This is a genomic window from Haloarcula sp. K1 (assembly GCF_001647155.1).
GTDB lineage: Archaea > Halobacteriota > Halobacteria > Halobacteriales > Haloarculaceae > Haloarcula > Haloarcula hispanica.
Map to the genome: position 1 here is coordinate 75,548 of NZ_LRHL01000034.1, position 26,677 is coordinate 102,224.

The 26,677-nt window shown below is 64.8% G+C and carries 31 protein-coding genes; 19 read left to right on the top strand and 12 right to left on the bottom strand.

Going from position 1 to position 26,677, the window contains the following annotated elements:
• Positions 1-33 precede the first annotated feature (33 nt).
• Positions 34-546: a gamma carbonic anhydrase family protein gene (locus tag AV929_RS10975; RefSeq protein WP_014039637.1), complete on the bottom strand. Its 513-nt coding sequence runs from the start codon at positions 544-546 to the stop codon at positions 34-36.
• 110 nt (positions 547-656) lie between these two features.
• Positions 657-1,088: a universal stress protein gene (locus tag AV929_RS10980; protein WP_014039638.1), complete on the bottom strand. Its 432-nt coding sequence runs from the start codon at positions 1,086-1,088 to the stop codon at positions 657-659.
• Positions 1,089-1,269: 181 nt separating this feature from the next.
• On the opposite strand from AV929_RS10980, the gene AV929_RS10985 reads away from it, so the two are divergent.
• From AV929_RS10985 to AV929_RS11005, 5 genes are all read left to right on the top strand, one after another.
• Positions 1,270-1,836, top strand: coding sequence for an HTH domain-containing protein (locus tag AV929_RS10985; protein WP_014039639.1), 567 nt, complete (start codon positions 1,270-1,272; stop codon positions 1,834-1,836).
• Between the two features lie 58 nt (positions 1,837-1,894).
• On the top strand, positions 1,895-3,823 hold the full coding sequence (gene thrS, locus AV929_RS10990) for a threonine--tRNA ligase (RefSeq protein ID WP_064288267.1): 1,929 nt from the start codon (positions 1,895-1,897) through the stop codon (positions 3,821-3,823).
• 95 nt (positions 3,824-3,918) lie between these two features.
• On the top strand, positions 3,919-4,959 hold the full coding sequence (locus AV929_RS10995) for a hypothetical protein (protein ID WP_050037612.1): 1,041 nt from the start codon (positions 3,919-3,921) through the stop codon (positions 4,957-4,959).
• Between the two features lie 51 nt (positions 4,960-5,010).
• Positions 5,011-5,913, top strand: a complete 903-nt coding sequence (locus AV929_RS11000) for a diacylglycerol kinase family protein (RefSeq protein WP_064288268.1) — start codon at positions 5,011-5,013, stop codon at positions 5,911-5,913.
• Positions 5,914-6,003: 90 nt separating this feature from the next.
• Positions 6,004-7,932 carry an SLC13 family permease gene (locus tag AV929_RS11005; protein ID WP_064288269.1) on the top strand — a complete coding sequence of 643 codons (1,929 nt, stop codon included), beginning with the start codon at positions 6,004-6,006 and terminating at the stop codon, positions 7,930-7,932.
• A 19-nt stretch (positions 7,933-7,951) separates the two neighbouring features.
• On the opposite strand, the gene AV929_RS11010 is transcribed toward AV929_RS11005, so the two are convergent.
• Complete coding sequence (locus AV929_RS11010) at positions 7,952-8,794, bottom strand: PspA/IM30 family protein (protein ID WP_014039644.1); 843 nt, start codon at positions 8,792-8,794, stop codon at positions 7,952-7,954.
• Positions 8,795-8,854: 60 nt separating this feature from the next.
• Between AV929_RS11010 and AV929_RS11015 the strand changes: the two genes are divergently transcribed.
• The 7 genes from AV929_RS11015 to AV929_RS11040 all read left to right on the top strand — a co-directional run bounded on the left by AV929_RS11015 (position 8,855) and on the right by AV929_RS11040 (position 14,026).
• A complete protein-coding gene (locus AV929_RS11015) occupies positions 8,855-9,448 on the top strand; it encodes a hypothetical protein (RefSeq protein ID WP_064288270.1) in 594 nt (197 codons plus the stop codon).
• Positions 9,449-9,530: 82 nt separating this feature from the next.
• Positions 9,531-9,704 (top strand): hypothetical protein, encoded by a 174-nt coding sequence (locus tag AV929_RS22330; RefSeq protein ID WP_014039646.1) that lies wholly within the window; start codon positions 9,531-9,533, stop codon positions 9,702-9,704.
• Between the two features lie 48 nt (positions 9,705-9,752).
• Positions 9,753-9,944: a hypothetical protein gene (locus AV929_RS11020; protein WP_008310615.1), complete on the top strand. Its 192-nt coding sequence runs from the start codon at positions 9,753-9,755 to the stop codon at positions 9,942-9,944.
• A gap of 77 nt (positions 9,945-10,021) precedes the next feature.
• A complete protein-coding gene (locus AV929_RS11025) occupies positions 10,022-11,683 on the top strand; it encodes a CTP synthase (RefSeq protein WP_044951697.1) in 1,662 nt (553 codons plus the stop codon).
• On the top strand, positions 11,683-12,600 hold the full coding sequence (guaA, locus tag AV929_RS11030) for a glutamine-hydrolyzing GMP synthase (protein ID WP_008310611.1): 918 nt from the start codon (positions 11,683-11,685) through the stop codon (positions 12,598-12,600). Before AV929_RS11025 ends, guaA begins: the two co-directional genes overlap by 1 nt.
• The gene (locus AV929_RS11035) at positions 12,597-12,908 is read left to right on the top strand and encodes a CTP/GMP synthase operon protein (RefSeq protein WP_023843141.1); all 312 of its coding nucleotides are present in this window, start codon (positions 12,597-12,599) and stop codon (positions 12,906-12,908) included. The genes guaA and AV929_RS11035 overlap by 4 nt, the downstream gene beginning before the upstream one ends.
• A gap of 149 nt (positions 12,909-13,057) precedes the next feature.
• On the top strand, positions 13,058-14,026 hold the full coding sequence (locus AV929_RS11040; protein WP_014039650.1) for a hypothetical protein: 969 nt from the start codon (positions 13,058-13,060) through the stop codon (positions 14,024-14,026).
• A gap of 10 nt (positions 14,027-14,036) precedes the next feature.
• Here AV929_RS11040 and AV929_RS11045 read toward each other — a convergent pair whose 3' ends face one another.
• From AV929_RS11045 to AV929_RS11060, 4 genes are all read right to left on the bottom strand, one after another.
• Positions 14,037-14,711 (bottom strand): MBL fold metallo-hydrolase, encoded by a 675-nt coding sequence (locus tag AV929_RS11045; RefSeq protein ID WP_064288271.1) that lies wholly within the window; start codon positions 14,709-14,711, stop codon positions 14,037-14,039.
• Positions 14,712-14,785: 74 nt separating this feature from the next.
• Positions 14,786-15,610, bottom strand: a complete 825-nt coding sequence (locus AV929_RS11050) for an aldo/keto reductase (protein WP_050037616.1) — start codon at positions 15,608-15,610, stop codon at positions 14,786-14,788.
• A gap of 83 nt (positions 15,611-15,693) precedes the next feature.
• Complete coding sequence (locus tag AV929_RS11055) at positions 15,694-16,659, bottom strand: hypothetical protein (RefSeq protein WP_064288272.1); 966 nt, start codon at positions 16,657-16,659, stop codon at positions 15,694-15,696.
• Between the two features lie 204 nt (positions 16,660-16,863).
• Positions 16,864-17,838 carry a molybdopterin-binding protein gene (locus AV929_RS11060; protein WP_064288273.1) on the bottom strand — a complete coding sequence of 325 codons (975 nt, stop codon included), beginning with the start codon at positions 17,836-17,838 and terminating at the stop codon, positions 16,864-16,866.
• A gap of 112 nt (positions 17,839-17,950) precedes the next feature.
• Between AV929_RS11060 and AV929_RS22335 the strand changes: the two genes are divergently transcribed.
• The 3 genes from AV929_RS22335 (at position 17,951) to AV929_RS11070 (ending at position 20,346) form a co-directional block, all read left to right on the top strand.
• Positions 17,951-18,115: a hypothetical protein gene (locus AV929_RS22335; RefSeq protein ID WP_023843142.1), complete on the top strand. Its 165-nt coding sequence runs from the start codon at positions 17,951-17,953 to the stop codon at positions 18,113-18,115.
• Between the two features lie 128 nt (positions 18,116-18,243).
• Positions 18,244-18,564: a hypothetical protein gene (locus tag AV929_RS11065; RefSeq protein ID WP_050007429.1), complete on the top strand. Its 321-nt coding sequence runs from the start codon at positions 18,244-18,246 to the stop codon at positions 18,562-18,564.
• A 42-nt stretch (positions 18,565-18,606) separates the two neighbouring features.
• Positions 18,607-20,346, top strand: a complete 1,740-nt coding sequence (locus AV929_RS11070; protein ID WP_014039656.1) for a histidine kinase N-terminal 7TM domain-containing protein — start codon at positions 18,607-18,609, stop codon at positions 20,344-20,346.
• Between the two features lie 10 nt (positions 20,347-20,356).
• On the opposite strand, the gene AV929_RS11075 is transcribed toward AV929_RS11070, so the two are convergent.
• From AV929_RS11075 to AV929_RS11085, 3 genes are all read right to left on the bottom strand, one after another.
• Positions 20,357-21,055 (bottom strand): SDR family NAD(P)-dependent oxidoreductase, encoded by a 699-nt coding sequence (locus tag AV929_RS11075; protein ID WP_050037618.1) that lies wholly within the window; start codon positions 21,053-21,055, stop codon positions 20,357-20,359.
• 91 nt (positions 21,056-21,146) lie between these two features.
• Positions 21,147-21,710, bottom strand: coding sequence for an NUDIX domain-containing protein (locus tag AV929_RS11080; protein WP_008310591.1), 564 nt, complete (start codon positions 21,708-21,710; stop codon positions 21,147-21,149).
• Between the two features lie 47 nt (positions 21,711-21,757).
• Positions 21,758-22,393, bottom strand: a complete 636-nt coding sequence (locus tag AV929_RS11085) for a helix-turn-helix domain-containing protein (protein WP_008310589.1) — start codon at positions 22,391-22,393, stop codon at positions 21,758-21,760.
• 193 nt (positions 22,394-22,586) lie between these two features.
• Here AV929_RS11085 and AV929_RS11090 point away from each other — a divergent pair, with 193 nt between their 5' ends.
• From AV929_RS11090 to AV929_RS11105, 4 genes are all read left to right on the top strand, one after another.
• Entirely contained in the window at positions 22,587-23,000 is a 414-nt protein-coding gene (locus AV929_RS11090; protein WP_174878656.1) for an SRPBCC family protein, read from the top strand.
• A gap of 112 nt (positions 23,001-23,112) precedes the next feature.
• Positions 23,113-23,418 (top strand): CGCGG family rSAM-modified RiPP protein, encoded by a 306-nt coding sequence (locus AV929_RS11095; RefSeq protein WP_008310586.1) that lies wholly within the window; start codon positions 23,113-23,115, stop codon positions 23,416-23,418.
• On the top strand, positions 23,419-24,492 hold the full coding sequence (locus AV929_RS11100; protein ID WP_014039660.1) for a radical SAM protein: 1,074 nt from the start codon (positions 23,419-23,421) through the stop codon (positions 24,490-24,492).
• A gap of 65 nt (positions 24,493-24,557) precedes the next feature.
• On the top strand, positions 24,558-25,205 hold the full coding sequence (locus AV929_RS11105) for a helix-turn-helix domain-containing protein (RefSeq protein WP_023843143.1): 648 nt from the start codon (positions 24,558-24,560) through the stop codon (positions 25,203-25,205).
• A gap of 18 nt (positions 25,206-25,223) precedes the next feature.
• Here AV929_RS11105 and AV929_RS11110 read toward each other — a convergent pair whose 3' ends face one another.
• Both AV929_RS11110 and AV929_RS11115 read right to left on the bottom strand, forming a co-directional pair.
• Entirely contained in the window at positions 25,224-26,384 is a 1,161-nt protein-coding gene (locus AV929_RS11110) for a hypothetical protein (RefSeq protein ID WP_014039662.1), read from the bottom strand.
• 1 nt (position 26,385) lies between these two features.
• Positions 26,386-26,619, bottom strand: a complete 234-nt coding sequence (locus tag AV929_RS11115) for a DUF2249 domain-containing protein (RefSeq protein WP_008310578.1) — start codon at positions 26,617-26,619, stop codon at positions 26,386-26,388.
• Positions 26,620-26,677: the final 58 nt, after the last annotated feature.

Genomic DNA, 26,677 nt, shown 5'->3' on the forward strand with positions numbered 1-26,677 from the left:
CCCGTCGTGTGTCTCCAGCGTTGATACCCGGTGTTACTCGAAGAGATCCTCGTGGCGGGCCGCGAGGTTGGCGTAATCGCCGGAGCTGAACGCCTCGAACACCTCGTTCGGGTCGATTGTTGTCTCTGACAGCGGTGTCACCGTGGCCGGGCTCCCACGGACGAACGACTCCGCAGGAACCTCGTAGCCCGGCGGGACGACCGTCCCCATCGCGACGATGGAGCCCTCGCCGATGGTGGCGTCGCTGACTGTCGAGTTGAAGCCAACGAGCGCCCCGTCCTTGACCGCTGCGTCGTTGAGGACGGCTCCGTGGCCGACCATCACCTTCTCGCCGACGGTCGATGCGTGGACGATAGCCCCGTCACCGATCGCCGATTCACGGCCCACCTCGACGGGCGCCACGTCGCCGCGCAACACGACGCCGGGCCAGACGTTCGCGTTCGGGCCGACAGTGACGTCGCCCACCAGCGTCGCCTCGCGGCTGACGTGGGCGTATCCGTGGATGTCCGGCGTGGCTCCCTCGAAGGTGTACTCTCGGCTGTCCATACTGCTCCCATCGTGTCGGCGGCTCGAAAAGATACCGGTCAGAACGGGGTGTTCCTGGTGGTCTGTCCGCCGCCGACCACGTCCGCGATACGAACGGTACCCCACCTGAGCTATTCGATGTGGACCACGAGGACGGGGACGGGCGCGCTCTGCACAACGCGCTCGGTGACGCTCCCGAGATTGGCGACCCGGTCCCGTCCGGTTCGACCGTGGGTCCCCATCACGATGAGATCTATATCCTCCTGCTCGGCGTAGTCGGTGATCGTCTTGTGGGGAATGCCCTCTTCCATGGTTGTGACGACCTCGACGCCGGACTCCTCGCCGCTGACCACGATGTCGTCGAGCGCGACGTCCCCCTCTTCCTCCAGCGACTGCCGCACTTCGTCCTGATTGGACTTGTCGGCCGCAAGGTACAGCCGCTTGTCCACGACGTACAGGCCGTGGAGGGTCGCGTCGTTGTCGCGCGCGATAGAGGTGGCGTGTGCGAGCGTCTCCGTCGTACCCGAACTGCCGTCTGTGGCTACGAGCACCGAATCGTACATATCCGGCTTCTCATGCGAACTGTGCCCACATAGTACTCCCTATCACGTTGACGCGGTCCGTGGCTGTCCAACCGACGGTGAAACCGTTGATTCACCTTCCGTCGTTCAGTGTATAATCGTTCTAACCATTATTTGTCAACAGGAATACTTTTGCCGGTCGCTGTCCATTAATTTCTATACGATGCAGGGGAGCACGCAGCCAGACGAGACACGGGCAGAACTGTACGTTCGTTCACTCCTGCCCGACGGGCACACGCAGCAACAGGCTGCGGTCATCGACCGGCTTCAGGGACTGTCGGACGCTGACGTTCTGTCAGATATTGCCGTTCAGGTAATTGGCCGGCAGATCCCGTCCACACCAGCGGAGGCACGGACTGAGCTCGGGCTATTCGCACTCAACCGAGTTAGCGTCTTTCAGGAGTGGGCAAAACGAAACGACTGTTCACTCGACCCAGCGTTCCGGGTGCGGTCGGTAGATTCGGAAATAACGGGAGAGCAGTACCGCGCGCTCGTGTTCCCGATCCAACTATTAGCCGAGTACGACGGAGCGAAGCTCAGGTGCGTGACGCCGCACACAGCCGACGGGGAGACGGTCACTGTCAGGGACCGGCTCACCATGCTCGAAGGGGAAGACGAATCGACGTTTTCATCGCTGGAACGGGCGAGTGCGGCGCGGCCGCCAGCCCAGTCTGACCTGCCGGCGGCCGACGCTATCGACGAGGACTCGGACCCGCTGTTGCCAGAGTAACGCCAGCGTCGCCCGCGTCTCAATACACTTATCCCCGGCCGCCGTCGTATCCTCGGATATGAGTACGGTCACGGTCACGCTGCCCGACGGGACCCCACTAGAGGTCGAGCGCGGCAGCACGGTCGAGGATGTCGCCTACGAAATCGGGCCAGGGCTGGGTGACGACACGGTCGCCGGCGTCGTCGACGGCGAACTTGTCGACAAGCACGCGCCGTTGACAGCCGACGTCGAGCTCGAAATCGTCACCGAGAGCAGTGACGAGTATCTCGACGTGCTTCGGCACTCCGCCGCCCACGTCTTCGCACAGGCCCTACAGCGCCTCTATCCCGATGCCAAGCTCACAATCGGGCCGTGGACCGACAACGGGTTCTACTACGACATCACCGACGTCGACATCGACGAGGACGACCTCGAAGCCATCGAGGCCGAAGCCGAGGCGATAATCGAGGAGGACCTCGACATCGAGCGCGAACTCGTCGACCGAGACGAAGCCTTCGAGCGTTACGAGGACAATCAGTTCAAACAAGACATCCTCGAAACCGAGGCCGCGGACGACGAGGACGTCTCCTTCTACACCCAAGGCGAGTTCGAGGACCTCTGTCAGGGCCCCCACGTCGAATCGACCGGCGAAATCGGCGGCTTCGCCCTGCTCGAAATCTCGGCGGCCTTCTGGCGCGGCGAGGAAGAGAACGAGACGCTGACTCGTGTGTACGGAACCGCCTTCCCGACGGAGGACGCGCTCGATGAGTTCCTCGAACAGCGCCGCAAGGCCGAGGAGCGCGACCACCGCAAGATCGGCCAGGAGATGGACCTGTTCTCCATCGACGAGACGACCGGGCCGGGCCTGCCGCTGTACGAACCCAACGGCAAGAAGATCCTCAACGAGCTGTCGGACTACGTCGCCGGCCTCAACCGCGACGCCGGCTACGACGAGGTCGAGACGCCCCACGTCTTCCGCACTGAACTGTGGAAGAAGTCGGGCCACTACGAGAACTACGTCGACGACATGTTCCTGCTCGACGTCAACGACGAGGAGTACGGCCTGAAGCCGATGAACTGCCCAGGCCACGCCACCATCTTCGAGCAGAACTCCTGGAGCTACCGGGACCTGCCAGTGCGGTACTTCGAAGACGGGAAGGTGTACCGCAAAGAGCAGCGCGGCGAACTCTCCGGGCTCTCCCGGACGTGGGCCTTTACCATCGACGACGGCCACCTGTTCGTTCGGCCGGACCAGATTGAGGAGGAGGTGCTGGCGACGGTCGACATCATCCTCGACACGCTCGACACGTTCAACCTCGACTACACTGTCCAGTTCGCCACCCGGCCCGAGAAGTCCGTCGGCGGCGACGAAATCTGGGAGAAAGCCGAATCCCAACTGGAGGCCGTCCTCGACGAGCAGGACATCGACTACGTCGTCGAAGAAGGCGACGGCGCGTTCTACGGCCCGAAGATCGACTTCGCGTTCGAGGACGCGCTCGGTCGCCACTGGGACGGCCCGACCGTCCAACTGGACTTCAATATGCCCGAGCGGTTCGACCTCTCCTACACCGGTGAGGACAACGAGGAGCACCGCCCGGTGATGATCCACCGCGCGCTGTATGGCTCCTACGAGCGGTTCTTCATGGTGCTGACCGAGCACTACAACGGGAAGTTCCCGCCGTGGCTCGCCCCCGAACAGATCCGTCTGCTGCCGGTCAGCGACGACAATATCGCCTACTGCGAGGAGATTCAGGACGAACTCGATGACTTCCGGGTCACCATCGAGGACCGCTCCTGGACGGTCGGCAAGAAGATCCAGCAGGCCCACGACGACCGCGTGCCCTACATGTGTGTCATCGGCGACAACGAGGAGGAGGCCGGGACCATCTCGGTCCGGGACCGCAAGGAACGCGAGGAGAAGGACATCGACATCGCCGAGTTCCGCGACCACCTCGAAACCGAGGTCGAGCAGCAGCGGACCGCTGTGACGTTCCTCGCCGGCCGATAGCTGCAGTTCGTTCGGCCGATTCTCACCGACGGTGTACTGGCTTTCTGGCATCTGCCAGGCACGCCCTTTTATCCCCGGCGGGCGAGCCGACCTGTATGACCACTGACAGTGGAGCGTCGAGCGATACCATGCGGGAGCGCGCCACCGGTGACACCCGACTTCTCTGGCTCCTGCTCGACGCGGACCGCTGGCTCGTCACTGCCCTCCTCTCCGGTGTCCTGTTCTGTGGGATTCTCGCCGTCGGACTTTTGCATCCCACACCGGCATTGACGCTGTTGACTCGTGGTGACCCGGTCGAAACGCTGTTTCAGGCGCTGATTACGGGGACTGTAACCGCCGTTACGCTGGTTCTGACACTGAACCAGCTCGTCCTGTCACAGGAACTCGGTGCAGTGGGCGATCAGCGCGAGCGGATGGACGGGTCGATGCAGTTCCGCGCCGACGTGGCCGACGCCGTCGATACGCCAGTCAGTCCGGCAGAGCCCTCGGCGTTCCTCCGGTCGCTGGTCCGCGGGACCGCCGAACGGGCCGAGAATGCTCGGAACGCCGCCGAGGAGGCGACGCTCGATGACGACCTGGCGGCGTTGCTGTCGAACTATCTGGCGGACGTGCTGACCAACGCCGACAGCGTCACCGCTCAGCTCGAAGACGGGACCTTCGGCGAGTTCGACGTCGTCAAGGCCGCGCTGGACTACAACTATTCCTGGAAGCTGTACGCCGGTCGACGCATCCGCGAGGCCTACGCCGACGAACTCACCGACGAAATCGACGACTCGCTTGCGGAACTCGTCGAGACGCTCGAACTGTTCGGCCTGGCCCGGGAACACTTCAAGACGCTGTACTTTCAGTGGGAACTGTCCGACCTCTCCCGGACATTGCTGTACGTCGCTATCCCGGCGCTTACCGTCGCAATCACCTCGTTATTGTTCCTCGATGTGCAAGATTTCGTCGGCGTCACGGCCGGCGTCCCCGACGTGTTGTGGCTCCTCGCGGTGACGACGACAGCATCGCTGCTTCCGTTCACGGTCCTGATATCGTACATCCTCCGTATCGTCACGATAACCAAACGAACGCTCGCTATCGGTCCCTTCATTCTCCGCGAGACGGACCGGCGCGTCGACGTCGACTGGGACTGACGCCGCCGCACATCACCACGGTATAAGTGCCGGACCGGACTCGCTAGTACCATGCAGATTGGCTCGCGTCGGTGTATCCTCAACCCCGTCAGTGGCGACGGCGAGCACGCCGACTACGTCCCGCGGCTGATGGCGGCGCGCGGGTTCGAGGTGTACGAAACCGAGGCGGCGGGCGACGCGGTCGAACTCGGCCGCGAGGCGGGTCGAGCCGAAGCTTCGGAGGTCGCCGTCTGTGGCGGCGACGGGACGGTGAACGAGGTCATCCGTGGGCTCGACGACGCCGGCCACCTCGACTCGGTGACGCTGAGCGTCATCCCGGCCGGAACGGCGAACCTCCTGGCCGGGAACATCGGCGTCACGGACATCGAACACGGTGTCGAAATCGCCGACACCGGCGAGACACGAACGGTCGACGTGGGAGTCGCCGGTGACGAGCCGTTTCTGGTCTCCTGTATCGCCGGGCTCCCCGCCGACGCCAGCGTCTCGACCCCCGGGGAGCTCAAAGAACGGTTCGGCACGCTGGCGTTTCTCATCACCGGGGCACAGGAAGCGCTTCGTTTCGACGGGCTCGACCTTACTATCGAGGCCGTCGGCGAAGACGGCCCGTTCACGTGGTCGGGCGAGGCTACGTGCCTGCTGGTGGGCAACGCCCGCAAGTTCGTCGCAGAGGGCGGGCAGGCGAACATGGAAGACGGCCTGCTCGACGTGGCTATCGTCGAACAAATGCCCACGGGCAACCTCGTCGCGGAGGCCATCGGCCAGCGACTGCTGGCGCTCGACACCGACGGGGTGACCCACGTCCGGGCCGACGAGATCTCGGTTAGCGGCGACGGCGACGAACTGACGTTCAGCCGCGACGGCGAACTCAGCACGCACGAAACGCTGTCGCTGTCGGTGCGCGAGCGCGCCCTCACGCTTCGCGTCGGAGCGGGCTACGCGCCGAACCCGGAGTGAGACCGGCCGCCTGTCACAGCCGTCCGCCGGCGGGGTGATCGGCCGGAATCGCCCCCGACGCTTTTGCCCCCATCCACCGAGGGAAGTGGTATGGCCCCGCTCTCGACGGGTGCGCTCGTGGTCTTCGCGCTCGTCGCCGCCGCCCTGACGCTGTTCGTCACCGAGTGGCTACCCCCGGACATGACAGCCGTCGCCGTCCTCGTCGCGCTGGTCGTGCTGGAACCGTACACCGGCGTCCCGGCACGGACGTCCATCGAGGGATTCGCCAGCCCGGCGGTGGTCACTATCGTCGCGATGTACATCCTCAGCGCCGGCGTCGAGTCGGCCGGCGTCGTCGACTGGTTAGCTGGCAAACTGGCGGCGCTGACCGGCGGCGACGAGCAGCGCCTGCTCGCCGCCATCGTGGGCACGACGGGCGTCAGCGCGGGATTCGTCAACAACACGCCGGTGGTCGCGGTCTTCATCCCGCTGGTCACCGGGCTCTCGGAGCGATACGGTATCTCGCCGTCGAACCTCCTGTTGCCACTGTCCTTCGCCGCGATGCTCGGTGGGACGCTCACCCTGGTCGGCACCTCGACGAACCTCCTCGCCAGCGACCTCTCGGCGCAGTTGCTCGGCCGGCCGTTCTCGATGTTCACGCTGACGCCCGTCGGCGTCGTCGTCCTCGCCGTCGGCGTGGCCTATCTGCTGACAGTCGGTCGGGCGCTCGTTCCCGAACGGGTCCACCCCGCGGCCGACTTCACGGAGGAGTTCGACATGGACCGCCACCTGTCGCAGTTACAGGTGCGGGACTCGTCGCCGCTGGTCGGACTGACGGTGCAGGAGGCGCTGGAAGGCGGTGTCCCCGACGACGTGGTCGAAGCAGTCGCGGACGTAGTCGATGCGGGAGAGTCGCTGCCGACCGAGGCCACCGTCGAACAGGTCCTCGCCGCGAGCGACCCGCTTGACATCGATGTGCTCCAGATCGACCGCAACGGCGAGTCGTTCTTCGCGACGGCCACCGACCGACCGCTCGAACCCGGCGACGTGCTGACCGTCCGCGGGAACCGACAGGCCGTCAATCAGTTCGCCCAGACGCTCGACCTGCGGGACCTCGCCCGCGAGTCCGTCACGGCGGACCTCCTGGCAGAGAGCGGCCATCCGGCCGTTCTCGCGGAGGCCGTCATTCACAGGGAGTCCCGGCTCCGCGGGCGGCGGCTCGCCGACGTGCAACTGCGCAGTCGGTTCGACGTGACGGTCCTCGCCGTCCGCCGCGGCGACGAGATCATCCACGAGAACCTCGCGGCGGTCGAGCTGTCCGCTGGCGACCTGCTCTTGCTCCAGACGCCTCTCGACGAGGTGGGCCACCTGCAGGACGAGGGGTACCTGGTCTTGACCGAGGGTCCCCCGGAGTTGTTCGACGCGCTCGACGGCGGCCCGCCGTCGCTCGACGCCGCGGCGGCGGTCCCGCTCGCGACCCTGCTCGCAGTCATCGCGCTCGCGGCGCTGGATCTGCTTCCAATCTACATCGCCGCACTCGGCGGCGTCGTCGCCACGGTCGCGACCGGCACGCTGAGCGCATCGAAGGCCTACGACGCGGTGAGCTGGAACATCGTGTTCCTGCTTGCCGGACTGCTCCCGCTGGGGCAGGCGATGCAAGCGACCGGTGGGGCCGCGTTCGTCGGTGGCCTCCTCGTCGACGCGGCCGGCGTCCTCCCGCCGCTGGCGCTGCTGGCGCTGGTGTACCTCCTGACGGCCGTCCTCGCCAGCGTCATCACTCCGGCTGCGACCGTCGTGCTGATGATCCCGATCGCCGTCGCCACCGCCGCCGAGATCGGCGTCGCCGGGTTCCCGTTCCTCGTCGTCGTGACGTTCGCAGTCGCAACGGCGTTCCTGACACCCATCGGCTATCAGACGAACCTGATGGTGTACGGCCCCGGCGGGTACCGCTTTACCGACTTCCTGCGCGTCGGCGGCCCGCTACAGCTCCTTCTGTGCGTCGTCACGACGCTCTCGGTGTCTGTCGTCTGGCCGCTGTAAAAATCCCGCGGCGGCGGCGCTACTTTTCGTCTTCTTTCAGTTCGTCGAGTTCTGACTCGACCTCGCTCTCGTCGACGTCGACCTGCGTACTCTCGTCCGTGAGTTCCTTCTCCAGTTCGGCCTCGGAGACGTCCGCGTCGCTTGACCCGCTGTCGCCGTCCTCGGCTTTGCCCATCTCGGCTTTCAGCGTGTCGAGTTCGGCGTCGACTGAGCCTTTCTGTCGGACTTCCTCAAGCTCCCGCTCCAGCGAACTCTCATCCGATATCTGACTTTCGAGGACGCCATCCTCGCGGAGTTCGTCCATCGCCTGCGAACGGGCTTCCATGTCCTCGGTGCGTTCCTCCGCGCGCTCGATAGCCTGGTTGATGTCCTGCATCTCGTCGCCAGCGCCGGTCATTGCCTCGTTGACGCGCGCCGACGCCTTGGCGGCCTCGTGGCGGGCCTTCATCGTCTCCTTCTTGGTCCGGAACTGCTCGATCTGTTTCTGGAGTTCGTCTTTCTGCTCGACTAGCTGGTCCTGCTGGCTCTGCAGGTCCTGTATCTGGCCCTCCAGATCCTCGATCTGGCTCATCTTCTGCTTTTTCTTCTCCAGCGCCTGGCGGGCGAGGTCCTCTCGGTCCTGCTCGACGGCCTGGCGCGCCTGCTCGTTGTGCTTCTCGACGTTCTCTTCGAGGCGGCGCTTCTGTATCTCCAGTCGTTTCTTCTGGGTCGTCAGGTCCGCGATGCCCTGCTTGACGTCCTGCAGTTCGTCACGCAACTGCTCGTAGCTGTAGTCGAGGGTCTCTGTCGGGTCCTCCGCTCGGTTCAGGACGGCGTTGAGTTTCGAGCGGATGACGTACGACGCGCGCGAGAGGATTCCCATATATGCGCATTGGTCTCTCCAACCTTAAATTTCTTACAGAGGGCTGGCGAGTGAACACGTATGACTACCGTCGGGATTCCGGGCGGGCGAGACGTCACCGCGACGCTCGACCGACCCGGGTCGGACGCTATCGTCGTTGCGTGCCCGCCCCATCCACAGTACGGCGGTAAGCGGTCGGACACGCGCCTGCAGGCGGTCAGCGACGCGCTGGCCCCCGATATCGGCTGTCTCCGCTTCGACTACGGCGCGTGGGACGAGGGCCGCGGCGAACGGGTCGACGCCGAGAACGCGCTGGCGTGGGCGAGCGAGCGGGCCGACGCCGTCGGCCTGTTTGGCTACAGTTTCGGCGCGGCCGTGGCACTGCGGGCGGCCGCCGACCGCGACGCTGTGGCCGAGCCGTCGGTCCTCTCCGTCCTCGCGCCGCCGGCCGGACTGACCGCCCATCTCGATGCTGTCGCCGCGCTCGACGCTATCGACTGCCCGGTACAGGTCGTGGTCGGCGAGCGCGACGACACTGTGGACTGGGAGCCGGTCGTCGACCGGGCCACCGAACTGGGACAGGCCGTCGAGCGACTGCCGGCCGACCACCACTTCGTCGGCCAGAGCGGCCGTGTCGGTGAGACTGTTGGGCCGTTTCTCCGTGACCACCTGTAGCCGGTGTTGCATCCGACTGCCGGGACCCGAGACTACCGGACAGTATCGAAAGACAGAGGCGCTGTCGGCCCAATCTCCGATCATGAACCGCCCGCTCGCGTTCGCTGCCGTTTCGTTTATCGCCACACTGGTGGCGCTGCTAGTCCTGATGCAGACGGCGCTCGTCGCGGGCGGACCAGCCCGGGCGCTCGTCCTCGCCTCGCTGGGGGGCCTTGGGACCTACGTCGCTATCAAATCCGGCGTGCTCAAGTCCTGACGACCAGCCGAAGGTACATTTATACTATATACTGATAAATAATGAACTATGTCAACACGAACCAGGGCGGCGGTGTCGCACTCGACACGGCACGGCGTCGTCTCGCTTCTGGGTGGATTCGTCGCCGGCTACCTGTTGTTCATCGCCATCGGCTCCAGTCCCGGTGATGCGCTGTTCTCGGCGCTGACGCTGGCTGTTCTCGTGGCGGCATGGCGCGTCCTCACACAGCCGTCACTGTAGCCCCGTTGACACTGCGACGGGGTGGCGAACAGTGCGTGCTCCGAAACCGTTTAGACTACGCGGGGTTCACCGTCGGTATGCCGACCGAACCCGAAACGGACTACGACCCGGAACTGGGTCGGAAGTTCATCTTCGTCACCGGTGGCGTGATGTCTGGCCTGGGGAAAGGCATCACCGCCGCCAGCACAGGTAGATTACTCAAAAACGCCGGGTTCGACGTTACAGCGGTCAAAATCGACCCGTATCTGAACGTCGACGCCGGTACGATGAATCCCTTCCAGCACGGCGAGGTGTACGTGCTCAAAGACGGCGGGGAGGTCGACCTCGACCTGGGGAACTACGAGCGCTTCCTCGACATCGACATGACCTTCGACCACAACGTCACCACGGGGAAGACCTACCAGCACGTCATCGAGAAGGAGCGGTCCGGCGACTACCTCGGTCGCACGGTCCAGATTATCCCGCATATTACCGACGACATCAAACGCCGCATCCGCGAGGCCGCCGAGGGCAACGACGTCTGTATCATCGAAGTCGGCGGCACCGTCGGGGACATCGAGGGGATGCCGTATCTCGAAGCGCTCCGTCAGTTCGCCCACGAGGAAGACGAGGACGATATTCTCTTTACCCACGTCACGCTCGTTCCCTACTCGAAAAACGGCGAGCAGAAGACCAAGCCGACCCAGCACTCCGTGAAGGAACTGCGCTCTATCGGGCTCCAGCCCGACATTCTCGTCGGCCGCTGTTCGGACAAACTCGATATCGACACGAAAGAGAAGATCGCGCTGTTCTGTGACGTGCCGACGGAAGCCGTCTTCTCGAATCCCGACGTCGACGACATCTACCACGTCCCGCTGATGGTCGAGGAGGAAGGCCTCGACCAGTACGTGATGGAGGAACTCGACATCGCGACCGAAGCCCTGCCCGAGGACGAGCGGGAGAACCGCTGGCGCGACCTTGTCACCCAGAACACCGAGGGCGAAGTCGATATTGCCCTCGTTGGCAAGTACGACCTCGAAGACGCCTACATGTCCGTCCACGAGGCGCTGAAACACGCCGGCCTGGAGAAGAACGTCGACGTGAACGTCCAATGGGTCAACTCCGAGAAGATGAACGACCACCACGCTGACCGGATGCGCGAGGCCGACGCCATCGTCGTGCCGGGTGGCTTCGGTGCCCGTGGTACGGAGGGTAAAATCGAGGCGATTCGGTACGCCCGCGAGAACGATATCCCATTCCTCGGGCTGTGTCTCGGATTCCAGATGGCCGTCGTCGAGTACGCCCGCAACGTACTGGACCTCGACGACGCCCATTCCGCCGAACTGGACGAAGACACCCCACACCCCGTCATCGACATCCTGCCCGAGCAGTACGAGATCGAGGACATGGGTGGGACGATGCGGCTGGGTGCTCACGAAACCGAAATCGACGCGAACACGCTTGCCGCGACGCTGTACGGCGGCGAGTCCTGTACGGAGCGGCACCGCCACCGCTACGAGGTCAATCCCGAGTACATCGACGACCTCGAAGCCGCCGGGCTGAAGTTCTCTGGCTACGCCGAAAACCGTATGGAGATACTCGAACTCGCGCCCGAGGACCACCCGTACTTCATCGGGACGCAGTTCCATCCGGAGTTCCGCTCCCGACCGACACGCGCCAGCCCGCCCTTCGTCGGCCTGCTCGAAGCGGTGCTCGGCGACGACCCACACACTGTGACGACTGAGGAGGTGAGCCACTGATGGTGAACGTCGACGAGTTCATCGCCGACGCGAAAGCCGAGATCGCCGACGAGATCGGCGACAAGAACGCCGTCATCGCACTGTCGGGCGGCGTCGACTCCTCGACGGCCGCCGCGCTGGCCTACGAGGCCATCGGCGACCAGCTCACCCCGGTCTACGTCGACACCGGGCTGATGCGGAAAGGCGAGACCGACCAGATACGCGAGACGTTCAGCTACATGGACTCGCTGCGGATCGTCGACGCCCAGGACCGCTTCCTCGATGCGCTCGGCGACGAGACCGACCCCGAGGAGAAGCGTCACATCATCGGCGAGCAGTTCATCCGGGAGTTCGAGACTGTCGCGAAGGACGTCGACGCCGACTACCTCGTTCAGGGGACCATCTACCCCGACCGCATCGAGAGTGAGGGGACGATCAAGTCCCACCACAACGTCGGCGGCCTCCCCGAAGTAGTGGACTTCGAGGGCATCGTCGAGCCGATGCGGGACCTCTACAAGGACGAGGTCCGCGAGGTCGCCCGGGCGCTTGACCTCGAAGAGATCATCTCTGAACGGATGCCGTTCCCCGGCCCCGGCCTCGCCGTCCGCATCATCGGCGAAGTCACCGAGGAGAAACTGGAAGTGGCCCGCGAGGCCAACCACGTCGTCGAGGAGGAACTGGAGGAGTACGAGCCGTGGCAGGCGCTGGCCGCCGTCATCGGCAAGGCCACGGGCGTCAAGGGCGACAACCGCGTCCACGGCTGGGTCGTCGCCGTCCGCTCCGTCGAGAGCCGGGACGGGATGACCGCCCGCGCACAGGAACTCGACTGGGACACGCTCCAGCGCATCCAGTCGCGCATCACCGGGGCGCACGAGAACGTCGCCCGCGTCGTCTACGACGTGACCCACAAACCGCCAGCGACTATCGAGTACGAATGAAGGTGGTTCTCGTCGGCTCGGACCCGAACGCGCTCACCGACGCGCTCGAAGCCGAAGGCCACACGGTCACAGTCGCCGACGTCGGTAACCGACCCGGGCTCGAAGAAGCCGGCATCCACGAGGCCGAGGTCTACCTGCTGACCGAGATGTCGCAGGCGACCTCCATCGCCGTCGCCAAGGACCTTGCCCCCGACCTCCGGGTCGTCGTCTACGCGGCGGGCTCCCTGCCGGACTTCGCCAGCCGACAGACCGACCTCGTCGTCGACCCGGACCTGCTTGACGCCGAGGCGGTCGCCGAGGAACTGTAGGCTCGCCCGGTCTTTTCGTGTCTATGGTGTCCGCCCAGCAGTACCAACAGCCGGTCCGGCCGCACCCTCTTGCTGTTGAAGGGCATAATTTAACATATTCTCCGACGGATTTAATAGATAGATTAAGAGAGTAACTACCGGATACACCTATGCTAGCGATTCAGGCCGTGACGGAACGACCGCTGTTGCTGCAAGCGAACGTCGCTAATAGAATTGCCAAATATCTGTCAACACTCATCGCCGACGGCGTATCGGCCGTCGGGACGATACTGATTGCGGCAGTCATCCTCGCCATCGGCTACGGGGTCGGCGAGTACCTCGACAGCGCGGTGTACGACTGGACGCTCGAACGCGGGCTCGACGACCGCGCCGAGGAAACGCCGGTGTCTGCCGTCACAGCGGAGTCGGACCCGGTCGCGTCCGCAGCAGGTCTGCTCGCCCGATATCTCGTCTATCTGGTCGCTGTTCTTGCGGCGGTCAGAACGCTGAACATCAGCGAGCTCCGGACGCTCGCCGCGACGCTGTTCGGGTACGTTCCGAACATCGTCGCCGCCGCAGTGTTCCTGGTCGTCGGGTTCGGTCTCGGCCGACTGCTGGGCACGCTCGTCCCCGGCCTCGTCTCCAGTCCCGGTATCACGGAGAACTTCCCGGAAACGCACCTCGGACAGCTGCTCGACGCTGACAGCGGCACCGTTGGCAGAGTGGCTGGTCTAGTCGTCGAGTACTACGTCTACGCGGCGGCCGTCTACGTCGCTGCGGCGACGCTCACTATCGCTCCCGTCGCGGCCCTGCTCCGTGATGGATTGACCTACGCGCCGACCCTGGTCGGTGCCCTCGTCGTCCTCGTTCTGGGGGCACTAGTTGCTGATCACGTCGCCGACGTGATCACGTCGGTCGATGCCGCCGAAGAGTGGGTCTCGAAGCCGCTCCTCTCGGGAACGCTGCAGGCGCTCGTCTACCTGTTTACCGCCGTTATCGCGCTCAACCTCGCGGGCGTCGACTCGCTGCTGCTCGCCGTGTTGTTGCTCGCGGTCGTGTTCCCCGTCGGTATCGGGTTCGCGCTAGCGGTCGGGCTGGGCGGTCAGGACTTCGTTGCTGGCCGGCTCAGTAGCGACTAGGCCAGCCGTTTCACAGCGTCGCTGCCAGCTTACTGAGTTTCGCGGAACCCCCTTCCTCGAAGGGGACGCCGTGGCCCGGCACAGCGAGTTCAAACCGCAGTGCGCGCTCGGCGAAGTCTCTGATACTCCGAGCAACGGCGTCGGTATCGTAGCTCACCAGCCACGGCGAGGGCTCGAAGCGGCCGCTGTCCTCCCGGACGAGGTCACCCAGCAGTCCAAGCGAATGGTCTTCGCTGACGTAGCAGACGTGCCCCGGCGTGTGGCCAGGGGTATCGTAGACAGTGAAACTGCCGACGGTGTCGCCGTCGGCGAGGGGGACGACGTCGTTGTCCGGCGCGTCGAGGAACGGCGAGACGAGTCGCTGGAACGCTCCCTTGTGGTTGCCCAGCGGCGGAGCCTGCTCGCCGGTGACCAGCGGGGCGTCCCGCTCCCTGACGTAGATAGTCACGTCGATGCCGTCGAAGGCCGACAGCCCGCCGACGTGGTCGAGATCGAAGTGCGTGAGGAGGATGCGGTCCAGGTCCCGGAGTTCGTAGCCGGCGTCGCTCAGGCCGGCGATGAGCGCGTTGCCGTGCCAGGGAAGCCCGGTGTCCACGAGCGTTAGCGCTCCGTCGTCGTCGACGAGCGTTGCGTTGACGCCCGTGAGGTCGTACCACCAGATATCATCGGCGAGCGCCGTTACCATAGCGCGGGGTTGGAACGGCGGCGTCAAAACGCTTGACGAATCGGTGTGGCCGCAGAACCAGTCAACTGTGGCGCTCAGAACGGCAACTGCGACCGGACGAACTGCACGCCAGTCTTGACCTTCGACGGGTCCCGGATCCGCTCCATCTCCGCGTCGGTGAGTTCGAAATCGAAGACAGCCATGTTCGCTTCGAGGTGGTCGCGGCTGGACGCTTTCGGAATCGCGGCCACGCCGTCCTGCTGGACCAGCCACCGAAGCGCGACCTGCGCCGGGGATTTCCCGTACCTGTTACCCACTTGGACGAGCGCGGGGTCGTCGAGGACGCCGCCGCGGGCGAGCGGGCTGTAGGCAGTCAGGAGCACGTCGTGGATGCGACAGTAGTCGAGTAGCTTCCGCTGGTCCCAGTAGGGGTGGTACTGCACCTGGTCGGTGAAGATAGGGGCCGCGGAGATGTCCCGCGCCTTGTCCAGCAGCGACGGCGAGAAGTTGCTGACGCCGATGTGCCGGACCAGCCCCTCCTCGACGAGGTCGTTCATCGCCCCGAGCGTCTCCGACAGGGATGCCATCCACGGCGTGTTCGGCCAGTGGATGAGCAGGAGGTCGATGTAGTCCGTTCCCAGTTTGTTCAGGCTCTCCCGCGTCGACCGGCGGACGCTCCGCTCGTCGCGATTGGAGCCGTCGAGCTTCGTCGTCAAAAACACGTCCTCGCGGTCGACCGCGGCGGCGTCCATCCCCAGTCCGACCTGCCGCTCGTTGCCGTACGCCTGTGCAGTGTCGATGTGGCGATAGCCCATATCCAGCGCCGTTTCGACGGTTTCACGGCAGGACTGGCCGGTGAGCTGCCACGTCCCGAGGCCGAGTGCGGGGACCGACGTACCCTGGACCTGAATGTCGTCCATGCAGGGTGTTGGAGGGGGGCGGTGAAAAGTCAGTGGCTCCGGCGCACCGCGGTCTCGAACCGGCCTGCCCTACTGTACCGTCGCTACTGCTCCAGGATAGTCCCGCCCGAACCGACCGCGATGTCGGTGCCGCCGCGGACGATGGCTTTCAGGTTCTCGCCAGCGGGCGTCTGTTCCTGGGTCCAGCCGCCATCGCCGAGGGCGTACACCTTACCGCCGCCGCCGACCGTGTAGCCGGTGCTGTCGTCGCCGGTGACCTCGATGTCACGCAGGCCGGCGTCGCCCGTGTCGGTCGGCGTCCACTCGGACCCGTTCCAGTGGAAAATCATCCCGCCACCGCCGGAGACCCACACGTCATCTGGGCCGTCGGAGTCGACGCCGTAGAAGTTGACGTTGGCGTCGGCGAGGCCGATCTTGTTCCACGTCGAGCCGTCGTCGGTGGCGAAGACGCTCTTGTTGCCGTCGACGATGTGGCCCGAGCGCACGCCGTGGAAGTCGACGGCGTTGATGGCCGACCCGGAGCCGGGCGTGGTGTAGTCCCACGTCTCGCTCGCGCCGTTCTCGAAGCTGTAGTACATCTTGCCGGAGTCGCCGGCGACGTAGACGTTCGCCTCGCCGGCGCTCCCGGTCACGGACACGTCGTTGAAGTTGTTGGTCACGTCCATCGGGGCGCTGTGGTCGGTGAGAACGCCCGATTCTACGTCGTACTCGCCGATAGCGCCCGAGGCACCGACGAACCAGAGGGCCTTGCCGTCGTCGGTTACATCGGCCCCGTAGAGGCTGTTCCCGTTGCCGGTCGGGCCACCGCCGATGACCTTCTGCCAGCCCCTGCTAGTCCGTTCGAGGACGATACCGCCACCCGCCACCGCGTACGCGCCGGTGGCCGTGTATTCGACGTCGTGGAGGGTGTTCCCGGTCGGGGACTCGACGGACTCCCAGGGACCGGCCGCCGCAACCGTCCCGGAGATGGCTGCCCCACCCAGTGCAGCTGCAGCTGTCGCGCCGATACCCGTGAGCACGCCGCGTCGTGTCGCGTTGTGATCGGACATGACACACGAGCCTGTGGGCTGTCTCTACTTCAATGGGTGACGGAGTTAACGACTTTTCACGCCGCTTTAAACGTTTAAACGGCCGATATTCGGGAGAAAAGCCGTCGGAAGTGGGAAAATTAGCGACCTGGGACGAACCGGCAAATATCACGTTAAGCCGGCTAAACGGTCACAAGACTGATACCGCGAGTTCGTCGTGTCGGCTCAGGACAGGTCAGCGACGAGAGACGGAGCTTCGGCCGCGATGATCTCGTCGATAGCGATACGAACCGCCGCCGGGTCCGCGGGCAGGCAGAACACCGGCGTTCCGTCGGCGATGCCTGCCGTCGCGCGGACGGCGATGACACCGGTTCCCTGCTGTTCGAAGAGGAGGCTCCGGTACACTTCCTCGAACCCCGGCAGGGCCTTCTCGAACAGCGGATGGATCGCTTCGAGCGTCTGCTCTGACGGGGCGACACCGAGGCCCCCCGCGGTAACGACGACCTCCACGTCGTCACGCCCGACCAGTCTGTCGACGGCACCCTGAATGCCGTCGTAGTCCCTTCGCAGGCGCTCGCGGGCGGTGACCGTCTGTCCGGTCGCTTCGAGTGCTGTCTCTACCGCCTCGCCCGTCGGGTCGCCCGTTTCCGTCGCTGTCCCGACCGTGACGACGGCGGCGGCAACCGACTGTTCTTGCGACGCGTCGTCCCGTGGGACTGTCTGCGCTGGTGGTTCATCCGCTGTCGGCGGCGTCTCAGCCTGCGATGTGTTTTCCGGTGGATCGCCTGCCTGTGTCTCAGAAAGGGGGTCTTCGTGGGGGCCCTCGTCGGGTCGCTCCGCCCCGCCGGCCCCTTCAGCGTCCTGTGTTTCGGCCGTTGGATGGCTACTTTGCTCTACCGCCTCGTCGATTCGTTCTGCGACGGCGCTGTCGGCTTCAGGCTCCGACGTGGAGCCGTCACCGTCCCCCGTCACGTCGTCCGCCGCAGAAGTCTCCGTTCCGTCACCCCCACTTGCTTCTCTGTCGTTGTTTTCCGCTGCTGTATCCGTTGCTTCGGTTGGCTCTGAACTGGCGGCCTCGGAGTCGGTATCGACTGCCGCGGATTCCTCGTCGTCTCCCGTTTCGCCCTCGTCCTCGTCTGTCTCGTCGTCTTCCCCGTCGGTCGGACCCCGGCGTGTGTCACGGGACTGGAAATCCACCATACTACTCCATCGGTCGCGGTCGATAAATACCCTGACGACCGTTTGCGGGACTGCAATGTATATAATATCTGAAAACGGTAGGCTTAAAATATAGCGATATGAAACAAAATGTATGGCTGGGAGCTACCACGTCGTCTGCCATGAGTGTGCGTTCGAGGGACTGTACGAAGACTCGTCGGTCGCGGAGGGCCAGCGGGACGCACACGCTTCATCCAGCGGGCATCGGATGAGCCTGCGTGACATCTCGAGCCAGGAAGCACCTGGTCTGTCGCAGTAGCGGGACCGTTAGCGTTTTGCGCTCGCTTGCCTGATGCCGAGACATGCAGCCACGTTGTTTCGTCGGTACTCCCGGGGGAGGTCCCATCGTGACGCACCGTTCGAGCGGGCGCGACGGGGTGCGTGCCGATGGCTGACGACGAGTCCGGCTACGTCCACCGTCCCGACACGGAGCCACAGTCCGCAAACGCCCCATCTGCGGACAGTGAGACGGGTACGGAAGCCGCCGACGGTCCCGAGTTCGGGACGAGCGGCTGGATTCTGGTCGGGATGATCGGCGTGGCGTTCCTGTTCGTCCCCGGCGCAATTTTGCTTTTGCCGTCCGCACAGGGCGTCATCAGCAGTTTCGGGCTCACGCTCCGGGACGCATATCTCACACTCCCGCTCGTTCCGGCGTTCGTACTTGGTGCCCTCGCCGTGTGGTCCGCGGTTCGCTCGCAGTCGAACTGACCGAGAATAGTTATATCAGGGACGCCATTACTACGCTACTGAATGGTCCTGTCGCCGCTTACTGTCGTTTTATTGTCGGGTGTCGTCGGTATGGGCGTCGCCTTTCTGGTGTGGCTCCACCGGGACCGGCCGGGCGCAGGACCGCTGGCAGTGTTCGTCGTTGCGGCGAGCCTCTGGGCCGTGACGTACGGTATCGAGCTCGCTGTGCCGGGATTGGCCACCATGGAGCGACTCGTCCAGGTGCAGCTGACGCTCTCGGTAATCATCCCTGTCGCGTGGCTCGTGACGGTTATCGAGTACACGGGGCATCCACACTGGCTCACCCAACGCCGAACAGCGCTGTTGCTCGTCGAACCGGCGGTGTTTGTCACGCTCGTGTGGTCGAATCACGCCCACGAACTCATCTGGTCCGGTCATGGGACACAATCCGTCTCCGCATCGTCGGTGGCGCTCGCTCCCGCGTACGAAGTCATGTACTGGGGGCACATGTCCTACATACTGCTGTTGATTCTCGCCGGCGGTGTCCTCCTGTTGCGGATGCTGTTCCGGTCGAACCAGGTGTTTCAGGGCCAGGGGATCGCACTGTTGCTCGCCATCGCCGTTCCGACGGTCGTCCAGTCGCTGTTCGTGCTCGGTGCGCTACCGACTCCGTTCAACCCAACAAGTCTCGGGTACGTCGCCTCGGGGGCGGTCCTCTCAGTCGCCATCCTCCGCGGGCAACTGCTCGACGTGGCACCGGTGACCCGGGAACTGGGCCGGGAAGCGATCTTCACCGAAATGGACGACCTGGTCATCATCGTCGACGACGAGCGCCGCATTGTCGATGTCAACGCGGCTGCTACGGCGCTGTTCGACGGCGACCAGGACGCGCTGTTGGGCCGTTCGCTACCACAGGTGTTACCAGCACTCGCCGAGGCGGTTCCCGGTCCCGGCGAGCGAACGCAGACCGAGACGACCCTCGAACACGAGGGCAGCGTCCGGTACTACGACGTACGCGTGATACCGCTGTACCGCGCGTACGGCGTCGTCTCGGGCCACCTCATCAGCCTCCGAGATATCACGGAGCGGCGACAACGGGAACAGCGACTGGACGTACTCAACCGCTTGCTCCGGCACGATATCCGAAACGAGATGAACGTCGTCAAGGGGAACGCGGACCTGCTCCGGGACACGGCCGACGCCGACGAACGCGAGCGACTCGACCGTATTATCAGCACAGTCGACGACATCGTCGACCGCAGTAACAAGATCGGCCGAGTTACCGAGGCCCTGGAGACCGAACAGCACAGCCCGACAGCGCTCCAGAGGCTGCTGGAATCGGTCGTGAGCGATGCTCGGGACCGCCGCCCCGACGTGGCGATCACGCTCACCTGCGAGGATGATCTCTGGATACAGGGCGGTCCGTCGATCCTCATCGCACTAGAGGAACTGGTCGAGAACGCCGTCGAACATCAGGCGACCGATGGGGGTCCTGTCGAAGTCGAGATTACGGCGACGCGGACCGACGGAACGCCGGGCGTCCGCGTGGCCGTTCACGACAACGGTCCCGGTATCACCGACCACGAGCGCGAGGTCATCCGCTCGGGAACCGAAACGCCGCTCAAACATGGCTCCGGCGTCGGGCTCTGGCTCGTCAACTGGATCGTCCGAAACCTCGGCGGCCGGATGTCGTTCCCCGATACGGCCGAGCCGGGAACGACTGTGGAACTGCAACTGCCGGCGGCTGAGCCCGCCCACGCGACAGACGAGCCAGCGACGGCCGGAAGCGAGAACGCTGACTGATCGCGGCTGCCTACCACTCGATTTCGGCCCTATCGCGCCAGAACCGCCCGCTCGGTGCATCGGGTCGGAAGCGAGCGAGCCAGACTGGCGTCTCAGCCCCCTTTTCGGGCGTCCGTGGAGCGCTCCCCTCGGTCATGTCCGTCTGGACGTAGCCCGGGCACACCGAGTTGGCGATGAGGCCGTCGGCCGCGTACTCGCCGTCGAGGTACTTCGTCAGTCCGTTGACGCCCGTCTTCGAGATGCGGTAGGCCGGCGTGCCGCCCGACTGGCTCTCGGTGATGGCTCCCAGCCCGGAGGCCATGGTGACGACACGGCCGCCCTCCTCGGCCAGCAACAGCGGGAGGGCGTACTTCGTCATGAGGACCGCCCCCCGGAGGTTCGTGTCGAGGGTGTGGTCGATAACATCTGTCGGCATCTCGTCGAGCGGCTCCCGTGAGTCCATCACGCCGGCGTTGTTGACCAGCACGTCGAGCCGTCCCTGCTCACGCTCGATGCGGTCGACCGCGGCGACCATCCCGTCGTCGTCGGTCACGTCGAGTTCGATGGCCTGGCGGTCCGTGGCCGCGATGTCGCCGGTATCGCGAGCGCCGGCATACACCGTTGCGTCGAGGTCGACCAGCCCGTCGGCGATTGCCTTCCCGATGCCCCGCGTGGCTCCGGTGACGAGTACGACCTGACCGTCGAGAGAGTCGTACAGCGGAACGTCCATACCCGGGGTTGGGTGGCCGGGCCGAAAAGGAAACGGGTCGGGGCGGCGTCACTGCGATGCCTGCCGCCCGCGCTGATGCTGACCGTCGGCGTTACCGTTCCTCGTCCCGGCGCATCGCGATCTCGAACCAGGGACAGAGGCGGAGCTGGCGGTAGTACTCGGGATGTTCACGCAGTCGCTCGTAGGGGACCCACATGAGGCCGTCGACCTCTTCGGGGTTCGGTTCCAGCGAGGTGTCGTGGAGCGTGGCCTGCAGCACCGCACACACTTCCCATTCGAGGCCGGCGTTCTCGTAGTAGCGCTTGTACTCGAACCGGTCGGTCACGCGGAGGTTCTGGTACTGCGAGGGGTCGATACCCAGTTCCTCCTCGAGTCGTTCCTCGGTGGCTTCGACCTGTGTCTGGCCCTCAACTGGGTGGGAGGCGACGGTGCCGTCCCAGTGGGTGTCCCAGAGGCGTTTGTTCGCCGCGCGCTGGGCGAGCAGAATCCGATCGTTCTCGTCGAACAGCAGGGCAGTGAACGCGCGGTGGCGAACCCCCTCGCCGGTGTGGGCGTCGAGCCGATTGACCAGCCCCTCCTCGTTGTCGTCGGCGTCCACCGCGATGACCTCCTGTCGGGCGTTTTCGTGCGTCTCGTCGACCGCGTCGGAACTCATATGTCGTACCTCTCACAGAGGCGCGTATTACGCGCTTCGACTTCCCCTCACCGCGCGGGGAGGTCCGAGACGAACTGTTTCAGGATCTGCTCCTCCGCGCGGTGGAGGGTTTCACTGCAGGTCGACTTCGCGATACCGACGCGGTCCGCCAGTTCCGTTAGCGAGCACTCCCGCGGCGTGTCGTAATAGCCCGCGTCGATGGCCTCCTGTACCAGTTCCAGTTGGCTCTCGGTGAGCACCTGCTCGGTTTCGAGGTGTTGCTGGATGCGGTCGACGCTGAAGGAGATGCCGAACTCCTCCAGTTGCTCGCCGAGTTCGGAGAGTCGCTCCTGTGGCGCTGATATCTCCCAGACGGCCTCGCCGTTGGACAGGGTGAACGGCATCTCAAGCGGGACGCCCGAGCCCTGGACTGGGAAGAGCAGGAGCGGCATCGACGTCTCGAACTGAATCAGCGCGCTGTCGTCCCGGTGTGAAAGTATCTCAAGGGTCGTGACCGATTCCCGGTTCTCGATATCACGGAGAACCGCTGGGAGGTCGTCCGATGTGATCTCCGCGAGCCCGACACCGGAGTCCTCGCCGGGGAGGGCAGACAGGATGCGAAACGTCGCGTCGTCGTACGCTCGCGAGATGTCGCCGATCCAGATCTCGTCCGGAATCGTGAGCGTGAGTTCAGCGTGTGGCATTGGTGTATCCGAATATATTCGCCCGACCCCCGCGTCCGTAATCCCGAACATGTTCGCATAGTCGTGATGGGGATAAGAAACTTGGGGAGTGGTGTCATACACTATCACCACGAGATCAGGTCGCGCAAAACCATTGAGCCGAACATCTCCGGGTATGGCGAACGCTTATTCCGCCGGCCGCTGGCCGTCCGGTATGGAACGCGTCTCGCTGACTCGGACGGTCCCAGCCGACCCAGAGACAGTCACCGACCTGATAACTGACGTGGAGCCGTTTATGCTTGCGGCAGGGTTCGACGAGGTGACACTCGACGGGGACGACCTCGGCATCACGAACCGCGTCGGACTCTTCGAAATCGAACTGGACCTCGAAATCGTCGAAACTGACGCAGTGCTGCGGTACGAGCAACGGCAGGGCATCTTCGAGTCAATGATGACGGAGTACACGGTCGAGGCCGTCGACGGCGGGACTGAAGTCACGGCGACGACGGAGTACAGCGCGCTCGACCTCCCGGTGCTCGGCGAGATGATCGATTCGACCGTTATCTCACGACAGCGCAAGAAGGAACTGAACAAGCAGTTCGACTGGCTGGTCGAACGGGTGTCGTAGCAATACGTGTGATAAAGTCGCTCAGACGAATTCCTCTCTGCAATCCGTTGTGTATAATAACCCGAACATCTTCGGGATAGGACCGAGGGACGCCCGCCGTCAACCGGTACATATGAGCCATTCCCACGAGGACGTGCCTCCGGTTACAACCGAGGTTCACGACAACTCCTGGTCGGCGAACCTGGAGACGCCTGCACACGCCGAAGACCCCGACGTGGTCGTCGAACAGGCCATCGACGCCGTCGAGATGACGACGGCGGGGAACCACGTCAATCTGGTGAGCCACGCCGACCACGGCCACCCGGAAACCTACCTGTTCGATGCGCTGGCGGAGGCGTTCGGCGAGACCATTTCAGTGGAGTACGTCCAGCAGTGTGGCTGTGGGGGCCACGTCACCCGCGTCCACCGGGAGGCATAGATGCGGGGGAAACTCGACCTCGACGAGCAGCCGCTCGTGCTGATCTGGGAGGTGACGCAGGCCTGTGAACTTGCGTGTAAACACTGCCGGGCCGACGCCCAGCCGCGCCGCCACCCCGACGAGCTATCGACGGCGGAGGGGAAGGCACTGCTGGACCAGGCCCGCGACTTCGGCGACGGCCAGCTGGTCGTCCTCTCGGGCGGGGACCCGCTCGCCCGCGAGGACCTCCCGGAACTCATCGACTACGGGACCGAGCAGGGCCTCCGGATGACGCTGACCCCAAGCGGGACGAACTCGATCACGCGGGACCGACTGGCCGAACTCGACGACGCCGGACTCCGGCGGCTGGCCCTGTCCATCGACGGCGGCGACAGCGAATCTCACGACACCTTCCGGGGCGAATCCGGGAGCTTCGAGGCGACGATGGCAGCGGCCGAGGCGGCCCGCAACCTCGATATCCCGTTGCAGATCAACACCACCGTCTGCGCCGAGACGGTCGAGCAACTGCCGGCGATCCGGGACCTCGTCGCGGACCTCGATGCGGTGCTGTGGTCGGTGTTCTTCCTCGTCCCGGTCGGCCGCGGGCGGGTGCTGACGCCGATTGCCCCCGAGCGGGCGGAGCGCGTGCTGTCGTGGCTCCACGAGGTCAGCGAGGAGGCATCGTTCGGCCTCAAGACGACCGAAGCACCCCATTACCGGCGCGTCGCGATTCAGAACCAGGAGGACGGTGCCGGCGGGCTCAACCGCCGGATGGGTATACGCGCCGGCAAGGGCTTTGCCTTCGTGAGCCACACCGGCGAGGTGTTCCCCTCCGGGTTCCTTCCGAAATCGGCGGGCAGCGTTCGAGAGGAAAGCGTCGTGGACATTTACCGGGACTCACCGCTGTTCCAGCAGCTCAGGGACGACGACGCGCTGACAGGCAAGTGCGGGGCCTGCCGGTACCGAACAGTCTGTGGCGGCAGTCGGTCGCGAGCGTACGCGACGACGGGGGACCCGCTGGCGGCGGACCCCCTCTGTGATTATCAGCCGGATGGGTTCGAGGGGTCGGTTCCCGATCAGCACCCAGCAGATTGAGGGGGTTTTTCACTCCGTGGGAACGCGCCTCGCCCGTTTTGTAATGTGGTGTCACAGTAACTCATATGAGCGACTCCGGCATTAGAGTGGAGCTGTCGGTCGACACCCCTGGGGCCTGTCCGGTGGCGAGTGTCTCGGACGAGGCGGGCGCGGCCGTGACCGACGTCGCCCGAAGCAGCCCAGATGAAGACGGGCAAGTCATCGAAGAGTTCACCGCGACGGGCACTGACGAAGGGGCAATCGAGGCCCGGGAGGACATGGACAAGGTGTTCGCGACGGGCAACGGCTCCCGCTACCAGTTCTCACGGTCGCGAACTGAGTGCGTCTGCGAGGCGGTCGAAACATACGACTGTCCGGTCGCTGATATCCGCGCCGAGGGCGGACAGCTTCACCTGACCTTCCACGCTCCCGATGTCGACCGGGTGCGCGCTATCGTGACACGGCTGAAAGAACTGTACGACGGCGTCTCGCTCCGGTCGATGCGGCGGAACGGCGACGTTGACCCGGTGGACTCGATCCTCGTCGACCGAAGTAAACTCACCGACCGGCAACAGGAGGTACTCGAAACCGCCGTCGAGATGGGGTACTTCGAGTATCCGAAAGGGGCCAACGCCGGTGACGTGGCGTCGGAACTGGATATCTCCGTCTCGACGTTCGCTGAACACCTCGCAGCCGCCCAGACGAAACTGCTCGACAGTATCATCGCGGAGTAGGCCCACAGCGCGTCGCTACTACTGCCATCGACGGGCGAACGCCGCTAACAGGAGATACGTATAGAGAAGTGCACCGAGAGCTCCAGCCGCTGTGCCGACCGATATTATCCAGCCGAACCGACCGATAAGACCGAGTAGCTGAACGCCGAGCCCACCACCGAGCAGTCCAATCGTCACCAGCGCTGTCCGGTCGTTCGCGTAGGGCCAGACGCCGACCGCCGGTGGGTAGAACTGGAACGCCGCCCCGACCACGGTGAGTCCGAGAAAGCCCGCCAGCATCGCCCGATAGTGTGCGCTGACCAGCGCCGGGCTCCGACCGGTTGCGGCGATAGTCAGTCCGAGTCCGATACCGACGACTCCGGCCACGACCGCCACCAGCACCACGTAGAACCCGACGCGACGGCGCTCCGACCGCAGGAAGAGCCCGATATACGACAGCGCAAAGCCCACGACTGCGATTGCTTCCATGATGCCACCGATGAGGAGGAGTCGACGGTCGAACAGTCCGAAGCCCAGCAGCGCGGGACCGACAGCGCCGGCAACGATGACAACCGTAACGACCGGTCGCGGCGCTTCAGCGACCAGAAACCGGGGAAACAGGCGGAAGCCGACACCGAAGACGAACAGCGCGGCCGTCCCCGCAGCGAGCAAGTGCGACAGTTGCTGGGGGAGCATCGACTCGAAGCCGGCAGTGGTAGCGAGCGCGCCACCGGCTGCGAGTGCGAGGTAGCCGAGCGCTATCGGGACCGCGACGTTGGCGGTTCGGTCGACCGGCTCCCGATGGGCGTTTGGACCGCCGGTCCCAGTCGCTGCACCGGTGACGTTGTCGCGAATCGTCCACCCCAGCGTGCCGAGGAACACCGCGACGCCGCCTGCCCAGAGCGTGGTTCCGACGGGCTGGAGCCACGGTGGACCGAGCGGCGCGAGCGCTAGCCCTGCTGTACCGAGGACGGACAGCGGGAACTGCACGGCCGGCCCCCGATCCCACGCGAGGTCCCGGTTGAAGTACGACGGTACGAGCGCGTAGGCCTTTCCGAACAGGACGTGCAGGACGAACCCGTGCAGGCCGAGCGTGACGACGACGCGGCGGGGCGCGGCGACCGCCATCGCGGCGTGGAGGCCGACGAAAAACAGCGCGCTGGCGGTGACGAACCACCGCGAGACGCGCTCGGGACGCATCTCACTCCGGCCGGATCGTGACGTGCCACTCCTCGTCGGCGACCTGTTCCGTGTCGTACTGGTAACCCTTTCTCGTGAGAACGTCGTACAGCGGCACCGGTTCGAAACTGTTCACCAGCCGGAGCGCCTCGCTCTCGCCGACGGAATCGAGGGCGTTCATGATCTGTTCGAACGGTTCTCCGTCGACGTCCCGAACGTCGAGTTCCTGTACCGACTCCTGGTGATCTGTGCTCATACGTTCGACGACGGTCCCTGCCAGTCAGGCGCTTGTCCCGAACGTGTTCGTCTTCGTG

Coding starts and splice junctions, on each gene's coding strand:
- AV929_RS11050 (WP_050037616.1), bottom strand. CDS start 15,610: ATGGACGACATTCAGGTCCAGGGTACGTCGGTCCCCGCACTCGGCCTC.
- AV929_RS11055 (WP_064288272.1), bottom strand. CDS start 16,659: ATGTCCGATCACAACGCGACACGACGCGGCGTGCTCACGGGTATCGGC.
- AV929_RS11095 (WP_008310586.1), top strand. CDS start 23,113: ATGAGCCATTCCCACGAGGACGTGCCTCCGGTTACAACCGAGGTTCAC.
- AV929_RS11115 (WP_008310578.1), bottom strand. CDS start 26,619: ATGAGCACAGATCACCAGGAGTCGGTACAGGAACTCGACGTTCGGGAC.
- AV929_RS11035 (WP_023843141.1), top strand. CDS start 12,597: ATGAAGGTGGTTCTCGTCGGCTCGGACCCGAACGCGCTCACCGACGCG.
- AV929_RS11070 (WP_014039656.1), top strand. CDS start 18,607: ATGGTCCTGTCGCCGCTTACTGTCGTTTTATTGTCGGGTGTCGTCGGT.
- AV929_RS10980 (WP_014039638.1), bottom strand. CDS start 1,088: ATGTACGATTCGGTGCTCGTAGCCACAGACGGCAGTTCGGGTACGACG.
- AV929_RS11080 (WP_008310591.1), bottom strand. CDS start 21,710: ATGAGTTCCGACGCGGTCGACGAGACGCACGAAAACGCCCGACAGGAG.
- AV929_RS11060 (WP_064288273.1), bottom strand. CDS start 17,838: ATGGTGGATTTCCAGTCCCGTGACACACGCCGGGGTCCGACCGACGGG.
- AV929_RS11100 (WP_014039660.1), top strand. CDS start 23,419: ATGCGGGGGAAACTCGACCTCGACGAGCAGCCGCTCGTGCTGATCTGG.
- thrS (WP_064288267.1), top strand. CDS start 1,895: ATGAGTACGGTCACGGTCACGCTGCCCGACGGGACCCCACTAGAGGTC.
- AV929_RS22335 (WP_023843142.1), top strand. CDS start 17,951: ATGGCTGGGAGCTACCACGTCGTCTGCCATGAGTGTGCGTTCGAGGGA.
- AV929_RS11065 (WP_050007429.1), top strand. CDS start 18,244: ATGGCTGACGACGAGTCCGGCTACGTCCACCGTCCCGACACGGAGCCA.
- AV929_RS10975 (WP_014039637.1), bottom strand. CDS start 546: ATGGACAGCCGAGAGTACACCTTCGAGGGAGCCACGCCGGACATCCAC.
- AV929_RS11045 (WP_064288271.1), bottom strand. CDS start 14,711: ATGGTAACGGCGCTCGCCGATGATATCTGGTGGTACGACCTCACGGGC.
- AV929_RS11075 (WP_050037618.1), bottom strand. CDS start 21,055: ATGGACGTTCCGCTGTACGACTCTCTCGACGGTCAGGTCGTACTCGTC.
- AV929_RS11000 (WP_064288268.1), top strand. CDS start 5,011: ATGCAGATTGGCTCGCGTCGGTGTATCCTCAACCCCGTCAGTGGCGAC.
- AV929_RS11005 (WP_064288269.1), top strand. CDS start 6,004: ATGGCCCCGCTCTCGACGGGTGCGCTCGTGGTCTTCGCGCTCGTCGCC.
- AV929_RS11025 (WP_044951697.1), top strand. CDS start 10,022: ATGCCGACCGAACCCGAAACGGACTACGACCCGGAACTGGGTCGGAAG.
- AV929_RS10985 (WP_014039639.1), top strand. CDS start 1,270: ATGCAGGGGAGCACGCAGCCAGACGAGACACGGGCAGAACTGTACGTT.
- guaA (WP_008310611.1), top strand. CDS start 11,683: ATGGTGAACGTCGACGAGTTCATCGCCGACGCGAAAGCCGAGATCGCC.
- AV929_RS11010 (WP_014039644.1), bottom strand. CDS start 8,794: ATGGGAATCCTCTCGCGCGCGTCGTACGTCATCCGCTCGAAACTCAAC.
- AV929_RS11015 (WP_064288270.1), top strand. CDS start 8,855: ATGACTACCGTCGGGATTCCGGGCGGGCGAGACGTCACCGCGACGCTC.
- AV929_RS11085 (WP_008310589.1), bottom strand. CDS start 22,393: ATGCCACACGCTGAACTCACGCTCACGATTCCGGACGAGATCTGGATC.
- AV929_RS11105 (WP_023843143.1), top strand. CDS start 24,558: ATGAGCGACTCCGGCATTAGAGTGGAGCTGTCGGTCGACACCCCTGGG.
- AV929_RS11040 (WP_014039650.1), top strand. CDS start 13,058: ATGCTAGCGATTCAGGCCGTGACGGAACGACCGCTGTTGCTGCAAGCG.
- AV929_RS11110 (WP_014039662.1), bottom strand. CDS start 26,384: ATGCGTCCCGAGCGCGTCTCGCGGTGGTTCGTCACCGCCAGCGCGCTG.
- AV929_RS22330 (WP_014039646.1), top strand. CDS start 9,531: ATGAACCGCCCGCTCGCGTTCGCTGCCGTTTCGTTTATCGCCACACTG.
- AV929_RS10995 (WP_050037612.1), top strand. CDS start 3,919: ATGACCACTGACAGTGGAGCGTCGAGCGATACCATGCGGGAGCGCGCC.
- AV929_RS11020 (WP_008310615.1), top strand. CDS start 9,753: ATGTCAACACGAACCAGGGCGGCGGTGTCGCACTCGACACGGCACGGC.
- AV929_RS11090 (WP_174878656.1), top strand. CDS start 22,587: ATGGAACGCGTCTCGCTGACTCGGACGGTCCCAGCCGACCCAGAGACA.